The organism is Streptomyces huasconensis (assembly GCF_021028635.1).
In the GTDB taxonomy this organism is placed as follows: Bacteria; Actinomycetota; Actinomycetes; order Streptomycetales; family Streptomycetaceae; genus Streptomyces; species Streptomyces huasconensis.
The window spans coordinates 2270587-2283558 of record NZ_CP086119.1; the positions used below are offsets into that span (position 1 = coordinate 2270587).

11 protein-coding genes and 1 pseudogene are annotated in these 12972 nt (G+C 70.7%); 7 read left to right on the forward strand and 5 right to left on the reverse strand.

Annotated features, from left to right (window positions below; genetic code table 11):
• Positions 1–73: 73 nt before the first annotated feature.
• The 5 genes and pseudogenes from J2N69_RS10200 (at position 74) to J2N69_RS10220 (ending at position 5620) form a co-directional block, all read left to right on the forward strand.
• Complete coding sequence (locus J2N69_RS10200) at positions 74–1816, forward strand: MFS transporter (protein ID WP_230900450.1); 1743 nt, start codon at positions 74–76, stop codon at positions 1814–1816.
• 191 nt (positions 1817–2007) lie between these two features.
• On the forward strand, positions 2008–2601 hold the full coding sequence (locus J2N69_RS10205; RefSeq protein ID WP_230904664.1) for a class I SAM-dependent methyltransferase: 594 nt from the start codon (positions 2008–2010) through the stop codon (positions 2599–2601).
• A gap of 22 nt (positions 2602–2623) precedes the next feature.
• Entirely contained in the window at positions 2624–3634 is a 1011-nt protein-coding gene (locus J2N69_RS10210) for an N-acetylmuramoyl-L-alanine amidase (RefSeq protein WP_230900451.1), read from the forward strand.
• A gap of 200 nt (positions 3635–3834) precedes the next feature.
• Entirely contained in the window at positions 3835–4692 is an 858-nt protein-coding gene (locus tag J2N69_RS10215; protein ID WP_230904665.1) for a hypothetical protein, read from the forward strand.
• Positions 4693–4800: 108 nt separating this feature from the next.
• Positions 4801–5620: pseudogene (locus tag J2N69_RS10220) on the forward strand (LLM class flavin-dependent oxidoreductase).
• Positions 5621–6865: 1245 nt separating this feature from the next.
• On the opposite strand, the gene J2N69_RS10225 reads toward J2N69_RS10220, so the two are convergent.
• Entirely contained in the window at positions 6866–7273 is a 408-nt protein-coding gene (locus J2N69_RS10225; protein ID WP_230900452.1) for a hypothetical protein, read from the reverse strand.
• Between the two features lie 336 nt (positions 7274–7609).
• Here J2N69_RS10225 and J2N69_RS10230 point away from each other — a divergent pair, with 336 nt between their 5' ends.
• Positions 7610–8620 (forward strand): LLM class F420-dependent oxidoreductase, encoded by a 1011-nt coding sequence (locus J2N69_RS10230; protein WP_230900453.1) that lies wholly within the window; start codon positions 7610–7612, stop codon positions 8618–8620.
• A gap of 7 nt (positions 8621–8627) precedes the next feature.
• Here J2N69_RS10230 and J2N69_RS10235 read toward each other — a convergent pair whose 3' ends face one another.
• Complete coding sequence (locus J2N69_RS10235) at positions 8628–9173, reverse strand: hypothetical protein (protein WP_127908650.1); 546 nt, start codon at positions 9171–9173, stop codon at positions 8628–8630.
• Positions 9174–9290: 117 nt separating this feature from the next.
• Between J2N69_RS10235 and J2N69_RS10240 the strand changes: the two genes are divergently transcribed.
• The gene (locus J2N69_RS10240) at positions 9291–9584 is read left to right on the forward strand and encodes a hypothetical protein (RefSeq protein ID WP_230900454.1); all 294 of its coding nucleotides are present in this window, start codon (positions 9291–9293) and stop codon (positions 9582–9584) included.
• A gap of 96 nt (positions 9585–9680) precedes the next feature.
• On the opposite strand, the gene J2N69_RS10245 is transcribed toward J2N69_RS10240, so the two are convergent.
• Genes J2N69_RS10245 through J2N69_RS10255 form a run of 3 tightly spaced genes read right to left on the reverse strand, consistent with a single transcriptional unit; the run spans position 9681 to position 12873 of the window.
• Positions 9681–10754, reverse strand: a complete 1074-nt coding sequence (locus tag J2N69_RS10245; protein ID WP_230900455.1) for a prenyltransferase — start codon at positions 10752–10754, stop codon at positions 9681–9683.
• Positions 10751–11509 (reverse strand): class I SAM-dependent methyltransferase, encoded by a 759-nt coding sequence (locus J2N69_RS10250; RefSeq protein WP_230900456.1) that lies wholly within the window; start codon positions 11507–11509, stop codon positions 10751–10753. The genes J2N69_RS10245 and J2N69_RS10250 overlap by 4 nt, the downstream gene beginning before the upstream one ends.
• Positions 11509–12873 carry a glycosyltransferase family 4 protein gene (locus J2N69_RS10255; RefSeq protein ID WP_230900457.1) on the reverse strand — a complete coding sequence of 455 codons (1365 nt, stop codon included), beginning with the start codon at positions 12871–12873 and terminating at the stop codon, positions 11509–11511. The genes J2N69_RS10250 and J2N69_RS10255 overlap by 1 nt, the downstream gene beginning before the upstream one ends.
• Positions 12874–12972 lie beyond the last annotated feature (99 nt).

Consider the following 12972-nt stretch of genomic DNA (forward strand, 5'->3'; position numbering starts at 1 on the left):
TCGCCCGGGGTAACAGGTTCGGCTTACACGTACCCCTGGAGTGTCCGACCTTCCGCCCTGGAGGCCCCACGCAATGTCGATGACGACGACCCATCCACGCGGCATACGCGGAGTCGTCCCCGTACTCGCCTTCTCCGGCATCGTCGTCGCGGTGATGCAGACCCTGCTGGTGCCGGTCATCAAGGACCTGCCGGCCCTGCTGGGCACCGCCCCCTCGAACGCCACCTGGGTCATGACCGCGACCCTCCTCGCGGGCGCCGTCGCCACGCCGATCATGGGCCGCCTCGGGGACCTCTTCGGCAAGCGCAGGATGCTGCTCGTCAGCCTCGCCGTGATGGTCGTCGGCTCGCTGGTCTGCGGGTTCACCGACGATCTGCTCGTGATGATCGTCGGCCGCGCCCTCCAGGGCTTCGCCATGGGCGCCATCCCGCTCGGCATCGGCCTCATGCGCGACCAGCTGCCCCGCGAGAGGCTCGGCTCCGCGATGGCGCTGATGAGTTCCTCCATCGGCGTCGGCGGCGGCATCGCGCTGCCGCTGGCCGCGCTCGTCGCCCAGCACGCCGACTGGCACGCGCTGTTCTTCGGCGCCGCGGGCCTCGGCGTCCTCGCGATGGCGCTCACCCTCGTCTTCGTGCCGGAGAGCCCCATGCGGGCCAAGGGCACCTTCGACGTGCTCGGCGCTCTCGGCCTCTCCGCCGGGCTCGTGCTGTTCCTGCTGCCGATCACCAAGGGCAGCGACTGGGGCTGGAGTTCCGGCACCACGCTCGGCCTGTTCGCCGCCGCGGCCGTCGTCCTCGTCCTGTGGGGCGTGATGGAGCTGCGCGTGAAGGCGCCGCTGGTGGACCTGCGCACCACGGCCCGCCGCCCGGTGCTCTTCACCAACCTCGCCTCGATCATGGTCGGCGTCGCCTTCTACGCCGTCTCGCTCGTCCTGCCGCAGCTGCTCCAGCTGCCGTCCGCCACCGGCCACGGCCTCGGCCAGTCGATGGTCGTCGCGGGCCTGTGCGTGATGCCGCTCGGCCTGACGATGATGTTCACGGCGCCGGTCTACGCCCGCCTCTCGGCGAAGTACGGCCCGAAGACCACCCTCATCCTCGGCATGCTGATCATCGCCGTCGGCTACGGCACGGGCCTCGGCCTGATGAGCGCCGCCTGGCAGACCATCGTCGTCTCGGTGGTCCTCGGCGCGGGCATCGGTCTCGCCTACTCCTCGCTGCCCGCGCTCATCATCGGCTCGGTCGACCCCTCCGAGACGGGCGCGGCCAACGGCCTCAACACCCTGATGCGCTCCATCGGCACCTCCGTGTCGTCCGCCGTGATCGGCATGGTCCTCGCCAACACCGCGGACCACGTCGGCGGCGTCGCCGTACCGACCATGCACGGCTTCCGCGTCTCCTTCCTGATCGCCACGGGCGCGGTCGCCGTCGGCCTGCTCTTCGCCCTGCTGCTGCCCTCCGCCCGCCGCCCCGCCACGACGCAGCTGCGCGCCAGCAGCGAGGAGGACGCCAACCTGGAGCGCGCGACCGAGGCCCTCGCGGGCTTCCGGGGCCGGGTGCGCGGAGCGGACGGCGCCCCGGTGGCCCGCGCCAAGGTGACGCTGATCGACCCCCGCGGCAGGCAGGCGGGCGCCGCCCTCACCGACGACGAGGGCCGCTACGCCCTGGCCGTGCCCGCCGACGGCTCCTACGTCCTCGCGGCCACCGCCACCGGCCACGCGCCGCGCGCCTCGGCTGCGGCGTACCACGGGGCGGGCCGGCCGGTGCGGGTCGACCTGGCGCTGGCGGGTTCACCGGACGAGAGCGACGTCCCGGCCTGAGGCCGCGGCCCGACATACGTACGTACGCGGCACGCACCCCCGTCACCCCGGTGGCGGGGGTGCCGTGCATCATGGTCTGCATCATGGGCGCCGGACCCCCCATTCGTACGTATGACCTGGAGGAAACCGTGGCCGTGGCCGCCGACCCCACGCCGGAGGTCCTCGCCGCGTTCGAGGCCGCCAAGGGCTTCATGCCGCGCGGCGAGGGCCTCGCGCTGTACGCGGCCGCCACGCAGGCCGCCGCCCTCGGCCTGCCCCTGCTGGAGGTCGGCACCTACTGCGGCCGCTCCACGATCCTGCTCGCCGACGCGGCCCGCGCGGCCGGGGTGAGCGCGATCACCGTGGACCACCACCGCGGCAGCGAGGAGCAACAGCCGGGCTGGGAGTACCACGACCCGGAGACCGTCGACCCCGAGGTCGGCCTGATGGACACGCTCCCCACCTTCCGCCGCACCCTGCACCGGGCGGGCCTGGAGGAGCACGTGATCGCGGTCGTGGGCCGTTCGCCGCAGGTGGCGAAGGCCTGGGGCGGGCCGCTCGGCCTGGTCTTCATCGACGGCGGCCACACCGACGAGCACGCCACGGCCGACTACGAGGGCTGGGCGCCGCACGTCGCGGAGGGCGGGCTGCTCGTCATCCACGACGTCTTCCCCGACCCGGTCGACATCATGACCGGGCAGGCGCCCTACCGCGTCTATCTCAGGGCCCTGGCGTCCGGGGCGTTCACCGAGGTCTCGGCGGTGGACTCGCTGCGCGTGCTGCGGCGAACGGGAGCGGGGATCTGACCTCGCCGCTAGGCTCGCCCTCGTGTCGTACGTAGGTCCGGAATTCGATCCCTCCCAGCCGCCCCGCCGCCGCATCGGCCGCCCGCTGGCCGTGACGGTGGCCGCGCTGGTGCCCACCTGCCTGGCCGGCTGGCTGGTCTATCAGGCGACGAGCGGACCCGACGGGAACGGGCCGGCGAGATCGCTGCCGGCGCCGTCGAGCCCCTCCGCCGACCGCTCCACGCCCTCCGAGGCGGGCCCGCCCTCCCCGACGAAGTCCGACAAGGGGCGGGAAAAGGGCAAGGGGAAGGGCGAGGACGGCAAGGGCGACGGCAACGATTCGAGTACGAAACCGCCCACGCGCCGCCCCGCCGCCAACGGGCCCCTCAAGGGCAAGGTGGTCGTCGTGGACCCCGGGCACAACACGGGCAACTTCCGGCACACCGACGAGATCAACCGCCAGGTCGACATCGGTACGAACCGCAAGGAATGCGACACCACGGGCACGTCCACGAACGACGGTTACACCGAGGCGAAGTTCACCCTGGACGTGGCCCGCCGCCTGCGTACGCTGCTCGAACAGCAGGGCGCCACGGTCACGTTCACCCAGGACGGCGACCGCCCCTGGGGCCCGTGCGTCGACGAGCGCGCCCGGATCGGCAACGAAGCCCGCGCCGACGCGGTGGTCTCCATCCACGCCGACGGCTCGGGCGCGGGCAACCGCGGCTACCACGTCATCCTGCCCGCGAAGGTGAAGGGCGGCGCGGCCGACACCTCGCCGATCGTGGCCCCCTCCCGCGAGCTGGGCGAACGCATCGCCGGAAAGTTCCTGAGCGCGACGGGCAGCGCCCCCTCCAACTACGTGGGCGGCGGCACCGGCCTCGACGTCCGCAGCGACCTCGGCGGCCTCAACCTCTCCACCGTCCCCAAGGTGTTCATCGAGTGCGGCAACATGCGGGACGCGAAGGACGCGGCGCTCTTGAAGAGCGCGGAATGGCGGCAGAAGGCGGCGCGGGGCATTTCTGAGGGAATTGACGGGTTCCTGCGGGGATAGTGGACCTCCGCCGGATTGGCTCGTGAACGTCTCCGGTCCGAAGTGTGCACGTCTTTATGCCGAGCAGACACCCCGCCTGTTCGGACGATAATGTCCTCCGTACGATGGGGGGCCACCCCCGCGCTTCGCGCACGCGACACGACCGCGACTCAGGCGACAGCGACGCCTCCACCGACGAGACGACTTACGAAGGACCTGAAGTGAATTTCCGCTCTCTCACTCGAGGCGACGGCGTGGTGATCGCAGCAGCGGTGTTGCTGTTCATCGCCTCGTTCCTGGACGTCTTCGACATCGCCGAGGCTCCGGATTCGATGGACATGACGAACGCATGGGACAGCGGCCCCTTGCTGCTGAGCGTCACACTGGCCGGCATCATCGGCGCCGCGTGCATCATCATCTCCCGCGCGCTCCCGACGACCCCCAGGATCCTAGGTCTCGACCTCGGCCACTTCGGCGTCGCCTTCACCATCTTCGCGGCATGGAGCGCCCTCGGGCAGATCTTTGACGCGCCCGGCGGCCTGAACAACATGGGACAGGGGGGCGATGACGGTTTCGACTCCGGCGTCGGTCTCATTCTCTCGCTGATCGCGACTCTGGTCATGGCCGCCGGAGCGGTTCTCACCCTGGCCGTTCCTGCTTTCAAGGCCCCCCTCATGGGCGCCCCGCGTCCAGCCGCCCCCGGCCCCTACGGCGGTCAGCCGCAGGGTGGTTACGGCTACCCGGGCACCGGTGCCGGCCAGCCGCAGCAGGGTGCTCCCTACGGCGGCCAGCCCGGTCAGCCGCAGGGCCAGTCCTTCGGCGGTCAGCCGCAGCCGCAGGGCGGGCAGACCCCGCCGCCCGCGCAGGCGCAGCCGTCCGGTGACTTCTCGCCGTTCTGGTTCGCCGTGCCGGTGCCGCGTCCGCTGTACGCGGAGGACGGCTCGCCCACGCCGATCGCCGAACTGGCGCCGGGCACCTGGTACTTGGCCGTCGAGCAGCGCGGCGCGACCCTGGTGGCCCAGACGCAGGACGGCCGCCGCGGCGTTCTCCAGGACACCACGGGGATTCAGCGCGGCTGACCCCCACGGCACCTCGCGGCCCCTCGCCCTTCCGGGCGGGGGGCCGTTGTCGTACAGCGGCCTCCCACCATCCACCTGACGCCTCATCAAGGAATGACCGGGGGGCGCATGCGGCTCGGGCTCGCACTCGGCTTCTGGGGACGCGGCCTCGATCCCGGCCATCTCGCCCTCACCCTCGACCACCTCTCCGGCGGGCGGATGATGCTGGGACCCGGCTGTCCGGGCCACAGGTAGTCGAGAGCCGGTACGGCAGGCCCTTCCCGAAGTCGCCGGTGACCGCGACCCGGGAGTACGTCGCGGTCGTACGCCAGGCGCTCCGGCGTGAGGGCCCGGTGGCCCTTGAGGGGCGGATCCATCCGGTTCCGTACACGGGGGACGACGTGACCGGTCTGGGCAAGCCACTCAAGTCCAACCCCCTCCGCCCCCGCCTCCCCATCATTCTCGGCGCCGAAGGCCCCAAGAATATCGCCCAGACGACCCGGATCGCCGACGGCCTGCTGCCGCCGCACTTCCTCGTCGGCGCGGACGAACCTCTACGAGGCGTCGCTCACCAGGGTGCTGGCGCACTTCATCGTCGCGCTGATGGTGCGTGACGACGTGACCGAGGGCCTGCCATCCGTCAAAGCAATGCTCGGTTTCTACATCGGCGGCATGGGGCACGCCGCCCGCAACTTCCACGCCGACCTGATGGCGCGCATGGGGTACGAGGAAGAGGCGCGGCAGGTCCAAGAGCTGTTCCTCGCGGGGCGACACGAGGAGGCCGTGAGGGCCGCACCAGACGCGTTTACCGCCGAGATCTCGCAGATCGGGCCGCGCGAGCGGATCGCCGAGAGGCTCGACCTGTGGCGGGACCGCCCGGTCACGGACCTCCTGATTCTGAGACGTCGGACCCACGGACGTTACGGTCTTGGCCGAGCTCAACTCATAGATGCGTACGGCCCGTTGCTCAGCAGCCACAGCTTTCATCGCCTCAGCTAACGCCCACCCTGCTGCGACCTCAGCTTGACAGGCAACTCCAGGCGGCCATGCGGACCGTGACGGCCAGGCCCCCCGAGCATCTGTACGCCGGGGCCTCGTACGCAGCCTATGGCTGAGCTGATGGAGATAGCCAGGGGCGCGCTGGCACGGCTGGGGCTACGGCAGCGGCCACCGTCGCCAGTGATGATGAGTGACCCACCCGCCCAGAGTACCCGGAAGCCCGAGCGTAGGATGTGAGTAACAGATTTTCTCTGTTGGAGAGTTGAGACGTCAAGCGCCTTCCTCAACGGTGCGGGGACCTGGCGTGCTGCGGACACCGATCAGCGGCACACCGAAAGGGCCAGCGACGTTGGCGTGACTGAAAGAAAGCGGTTGACGTCGGCGTGAGCGCCTAATATCTTCACCCAAAGTTAATTTTGAACCAAGCACACTCACCCACTTGCTTTGAAAGGCGTTAACTGAAAAATGAAGAGACTTCGAGCGTCGCTAGCGATCGTCGGCCTGCTGGCAACGTCCCTCGTCGGCATCGGCGCTTCCAACGCAAGTGCCCAGCCGGCTGCCTGCACAATTCCCTTCGGGAGAAATGTTTCTGACGGCAAAATGTCCGCCGTCAAGAATTTCAGCCTTCGCACTGGCCCTTCGGCCGACTGTAACGTAACGTCACTTGTACCGAAAGGGAAGACGCTATACCTCTGGTGCTACGTTTTCAATTCGCATGGCAACCAATGGTTCCGCGTCCGCATTGCGGGCACAGAGATAGTGGGCTGGGCATACACGGACAACGTTCGTTGGGAATCGGGAGGCCTTGACCGCTGCCCGGGAGCGTAGTCGGACGTAGTTGAGAACCTCAGCTCTAAAGCTACCGACCCGAGACCAAGGGTCTCTTTCGAGGGCATAGCCGACGTACACGCCATCGAAGTAGCCGTCCCGCCCAAGATGTGATGCAGGGGATTATGCGTACCGGGCCTCGATGCGAGACCGGGCGATCTCCATAGAGGCGACACCCAAGAAGGTGTCCTAGCAACGTGGGTCGACTTCCTCAATCAGACAGAGCCGCCCTCCGCGACCTGGGGATATGAGGGCCTGATCCCCTACACCGTCTGGCGCAACGCCATCAAGTAGCTGTGCACGGTGTCCAGTTACTCGATGGCGTCGGCCAAAGAACCTACGAGTCCCAGTCGCGGGGCGGGCCTGATTATGGGCTCGTCCGCGCATCGGCACGGCTGCGTTTGATTTCGGTGTTGATCAACTCATGGCCGTCCGCACCGACGCCGATCTCGCACCTGGAACGACCTATGCGCCAATCCAGGAAGCGCCACATCACCGTCGCATCGAAGGTCTCAGCGCCGTCCATGAATTGAATGCGGCACCTTGCGCCGATCGCGGGCATCGCGTTGACCGAAAGGCGTTGGCCGATGCCGCGCACGAGCAGGGTACGGACCTTGTCGCTCCAGGGTGCAGCCCCCGGACCCGGTTTGGAACGGATGCCGATCAGGTCGGCGAGGAACACCTCTACGCTTTCCGCCTTGGACTCCGCACGGATCGCAAGAGGCCCGCGCTGGCCTCCGCCCCCCAAGCTCAAACTGCTGCTCTTGTCCAGCACACCCCAAAGACCGGCCCCCGCAGTCCGGGGAAACATGCCTGTTTCCGACCAGCCACTATCGTCTTCTCGCACGTACATAACCTGCAGTGGACTCGGCGCGGGCCAACACGGCAGCCGCTTGGTCATCTGGTACTTGGCCGTCGAGCAGCGCGGCGCGACCCTGGTGGCCCAGACGCAGGACGGCCGCCGCGGCGTTCTCCAGGACACCACGGGGATTCAGCGCGGCTGACCCCCACGGCACCTCGCGGCCCCTCGCCCTTCCGGGCGGGGGGCCGTTGTCGTACAGTCACCCGCCGACAGGCAACTGACAGGTCGTCAGCAACCAGGGGGCATGCGATGAGGCTCGGGCTCGCACTCGGCTACTGGGGGCGCGGCCCCGACCCCGGCCACCTCGCCCTCGCCCAGGAGGCCGAACGGCTCGGCTACGACTCGGTGTGGACCGCCGAGGCCTGGGGCTCGGACGCCTTCACGCCGCTGACCTGGATCGCCGCGCGGACCTCACGGATCAGGCTCGGCACGGCCGTCGCGCAGATGGCGGCGCGCTCCCCCGTCACCACCGCCATGCACGCCCTCACCCTCGACCACCTCTCCGGCGGCCGGATGATGCTCGGCCTCGGCCTGTCGGGGCCGCAGGTGGTGGAGGGCTGGTACGGGCGGCCCTTCCCGAAGTCGCCGCTGACCGCGACCCGGGAGTACGTCGAGGTCGTCCGCCAGGTGCTGCGCCGCGAGGGCCCGGTGGAGGTCGCCGGCCGCTTCCACGCCCACCCCTACCGGGGCGAGGACGGCACCGGCCTCGGCAGGCCGCTCAAGCCGATCACGCATCCGCTCCGGGCCGACCTGCCGGTCCTGCTCGGCGCGGAGGGGCCGAAGAACATCGCGCAGACGACGCGGATCGCGGACGGCTGGCTGCCGCTGTGCTGGTCGCCGACGCGCACGGACGTGTACGAGGCCTCGCTCGACGGCCTGCGGGAGGGCTTCACGATCGCCCCGATGGCGCGGGCGAAGGTCTGCGACGACGTCGCCGAGGGCCTGCTCCCCGTCAAGGCCATGCTCGGCTTCTACATCGGCGGCATGGGGCACGCCACCCGCAACTTCCACGCCGACCTGATGGCCCGCATGGGGTACGAGGAGGAGGCGCGGCGCGTCCAGGAACTGTTCCTCGCGGGCCGCGGGGAGGAGGCCGTGCGCGCGGTGCCGGACGCCTTCGCCGACGAGATCTCCCTGGTCGGCCCGCGCGGACGTGTCGCCGAGCGGCTGGAGCTGTGGCGCGCGGGCCCGGTCACCGACCTGCTGCTCCTCGCGCCGGACCCGCACACGCTGCGCGTCCTCGCCGACCTCAACTCCTAGGCGGCGCCTAGCCCTTTTTCAGCTCACCGGCCGACGGCACCTTGTCCTTGACCTCCGCCCCCGCGCCCTTGCCCGCGTCCTTCACGGAGTTGATGACGCCGTCGAAGGAGTTCACGATCGAGTCCGTCGACTCGCCCTTGCGGAGTTTGGCGGGCAGGTCCTTCAGGGAGTCGATGCCTGCGGTCAGGGGGGCCACCGCCTTGGCGAGGGTCGGGTCCCCCTGGGCGTTCTTCGTCGCCGCCTTCAGCCGGTTGTACGTGAACGCGCCCGCGAGGCCCGCCTTGACCAGTGCCGTGGTCCGGCCGTTCGCGCCCTTCTTGAACTTGCCCGCGCGGAACGGCTTCACGATCCACTGGTACGTGGCGCCCGCGGCGAGCCCCGCGTTGGCGACGAAGCGGGTCTTGGCGAACTTCTGCTTCTCGGCGGTGCTGGTGCCGGAGGGCGTTGCCGCGCTGTCCTTGTCGTCGCTGCCGCAGGCCGTCGCTCCGACGAGCAGGGTGCAGCACAGGGTGAGGGAGACTCCGGCACGGCGGACGGATACGGGGCTGGGCACGGCAGCGGCCTCCAGGGGTGAGCGGTCCTCCCCGCAGCGTCACCCCGGCCGGGAGGGATCGCCACCGGGGCGGGCCCGTACGGGTTTCGGCGGGCGCGAACCCGGTACCCGGCTCCCATGTCCCCAGGTCGACGCACACGCGGCAGCAGCGCAGCGCAGATCATCGTGGTCATCGCGGATGTCATGGCCCTGATCCTCGGGCTGTGGATTCTGATGTACCTCCTGGACGCCAATCGCGCCAACGACCTCGTCCAGTTCGTCCATGACGTGGCCCGCTGGCTCGCGGGGTGGTCCCATGACCTGTTCACCTTCGACGAGGCGTGGGCCAGGGTCGTCGCGGGCTACGGCCTCGCGGCGGTCGTGTACCTGCTGGTGGGCCACGCGATCGCGGGCCGCCTGCGCAGGTACTGAAAAACGCGCCGCGGGGAGGCGCCCCCAAAGGGGCGCGGGGACCTGCGCGCCCAGCCACATCGGGCCCGCAGGTCCACCCCGCACCTCAGCGAAGCGTCAGCCGCAGCACTCCGGGGCGAGGCCCCGCGGCAGCCGGTCGCCGGAGAAGACCGCGCAGGTCGCCTCGTCGCCGCCGAGCGCCGCCACCGCGAGGAGCAGGGAGCCCGCCGTCCAGGTGGTCAGCTCCTCGGGCCAGACCGCCTTGTCGTCGAAGACGTACCCCGTCCAGTACAGGCCGCTTTCCGGGTCGCGCAGGTGCTGGATGGACTGGAGGATCTCCAGGGCGCGGTCCGACTCCCCCACCATCCACAGGGCGAGGGCCAGTTCGGCGCTCTCACCGCCGGTGACCCAGTTGTTCGGGACGACGCAGCGCACACCGAGGCCCGGCACCACGAAGCGGTCCCAGCCCTCCTCGATGCGCGCCTTGGCCGCCTCGCCGGTCAGCGCGCCGCCGAGGACGGGGTAGTACCAGTCCATCGAGTAGCGGTTCTTGTCGAGGAACCGCTCGGGGTGGTGGCCGATGGCGTGCGCGAGGGCGCCGGCCGCCAGCTCCCAGTCGGGCTGCGGCTCCCCGCGCTGCTCGGCGACGGCGAGGGCGCAGCGCAGCGCCTGGTGGATCGAGGAGCAGCCGGTGAGCAGCGCGTCGGTGACGGGGGTGCCGTCGGCCTCCCGCTTCCAGCCGATCTGCCCGCCGGGCTGCTGGAGCGCGAGGACGAACTCGACGGCGGCGAACACGGCGGGCCACATGCGGTCCAGGAACGCCTCGTCGCCGGTGGCGAGGTAGTGGTGCCAGACGCCGACGGCGAGGTAGGCGCAGAAGTTGGTCTCGCGGCTCCGGTCGGTGACGTCGTGCGGCTCGCCGTCGGTGTACGCGGCGTACCAGGAGCCGTCCGGGTTCTGGTGGCGGGCCAGCCAGTCGTAGGCGCGCCCGGCGGCGGCGTGCTCGCCGGCGGCGTCCAGGGCCATGGCGGCCTCGGTGTGGTCCCACGGGTCGAGGTGGTGTCCGCGGAACCACGGGATGGCGCCGTCCTCGCGCTGGACGGCGAGGATGCCGCGTACCGTCGCCGTCGCCTGATCGGCCGTCAGAACACCGGGCAGGATGAGGTGTTCGGTCCGTTCGGGGCTCGTCACTTGGCGGCCACCGCGGCGTCGGCGTCCGCTGCGCCCACGGGCGGGTGCGGCTTGGTCGCGTACGCCACGAAGCTCTTGCCGACGACGGGGTTGAGCAGCCGCTCGGCGACGCGCGTGGCGAGGGGCTTCTTCATGATGTCCCAGACGAGCAGCTTGTGGTACGCCCGCACGGGCAGCGCCTTGTCGTTGTCGACGCCGAACGCGCACTTCAGCCACCAGTACGGGGCGTGCAGCGCGTGCGCGTGGTGCGTGCCGTACGGCTTGAGGCCCGACTCCCGCATCCTGGCGAGGAGTTCGTCGGCCTTGTAGATGCGGATGTGGCCGCCCTCGACCTCGTGGTACGCGTCACTGAGCGCCCAGCAGACCCTCTCGGGGCCGTAGCGCGGGACGGTGACGGCGATGCGGCCGCCGGGCTTGAGGACGCGGACCATCTCGGCGAGGACGCCCTTGTCGTCGGGGATGTGCTCCATGACCTCGGAGATGATCACGACGTCGAACGACGCGTCGGGGAAGGGGAGGTTGAGCGCGTCCCCCTCCATCGCGGTGGCGGTCGCGCCCGCCGGGGCCTCGCCCGCCTCCTTCATCGCGGCGAACCACTTGGCGACCTCGCGGATCTCCTCGGCGTTCCGGTCGAGGGCCACCACCCGCGCGCCGCGCCGGTAGCACTCGAAGGCGTGCCGGCCCGCGCCGCACCCCAGATCGAGGACGCGGTCGCCCGCGGCGAGCGGGAAGCGGGTGAAGTCGACGGTCAGCATCAGCGATGGCTCCCGGAGTGCGTCGGAGTGGCCGCGGTGCGGCCGGGGTTCGTGGCGGCGGAGCGGCGGATGGCCTCGCGGTAACGGTCGGCCGTTCCCTTGGCGGCCTGCGCCCAGGTGAACTTCCGCAGGACGCGCTCGCGGCCCGCGTGGCCGAGGCGGGCGCGCAGCTCGCGGTCGCCGAGGAGCCGGTTCAGGGCGGTGGCCAGCGCGCCCGCGTCACCCGGCGGCACCGCGAGGCACGTCTCGCCGTCGGGGCCCGCGACCTCCGGGATCGCGCCGCCGGTGGTCGCGACGAGCGGCGTGCCGGTCGCCATGGCCTCGGCCGCGGGGAGGGAGAACCCCTCGTACAGCGAAGGGACGCAGGCGACCTGCGCGGAGCGGACGAGGTCGACCAGTTCGGCGTCGGTGATGCCCTTGACGAACTCGACGGAGCCCGCGAGGCCGTAGCGCTCGATGGCCTGGGCGACGGGTCCGTCCTCGGCGCGCTTGCCGACGACGACGAGGTGGGCGCCGGGGTGCTCGGCGCGGACCTTGGCGAGCGCCTCGACGAGGTGGACCAGACCCTTGAGCGGGACATCGGCGCTGGAGGTCGTCACGATGCGGCCCGGCACCTCGGGCACGGCCGGGTCGGGCGAGAAGAGGCCGGTGTCGGCGCCGATGTGGACGACGTCGACGCGGTCCTCGCGCACCCCGAGGTGGTCGATGATCTCCTGGCGGGAGGAGCCGGAGACGGTGAGGATGGACGGGAGGCGGCGCGCGACGCGCTTCTGCATGCGGGTGAAGGCGTACCAGCGGCGGACGGACAGACGCCGCTTGAGGTCGGGCGCGGCGTCCAGCTCCAGCTGCCGGTCGACGGTGATGGGGTGGTGGATGGTGGTGACCAGGGGCGCGCCGAGGTCGCCCAACAGGCCGTAGCCGAGGGTCTGGTTGTCGTGCACGACGTCGAAGTCGCCGCGCCGGGCCCGCAGATGGCGCCGGGCGCGCAGGCTGAACGTGACGGGCTCGGGGAAGCCACCGGTCCACATGGTCGCCACTTCGAGCGCGTCGATCCAGTCGCGGTACTCGTCGCGCCTGGGCGTGCGGAAGGGGTCCGGGGAGCGGTAGAGGTCCAGGCTCGGCAGTTCGGTGAGCCGGAGGCCCTCCAAGCCCTCGCCCTCGTCGAGGACGGGGTAGGGCTGCGAGCCGATGACCTCGACGCTGTGGCCGAGCCGGGCCAGTTCGCGCGAGAGATGGCGTACGTAGACACCCTGGCCCCCGCAGAACGGGTTCCCCTTGTACGTGAGGAGGGCGATGCGCAGCGGTCGGTCGCCGTCGGCGTCGGAGCCCTTGCGGGGGCCCGCCTCCATGGCCTCAGCGGTCACTCTCGGCCCCCTTCTCCGTGCAGTTGTCCGCGAGGTTACGCCGGGACGGTAACCTAGAACAAGTTTCAGACTTGATCGCCGAGTGATCGCTGAGTGATC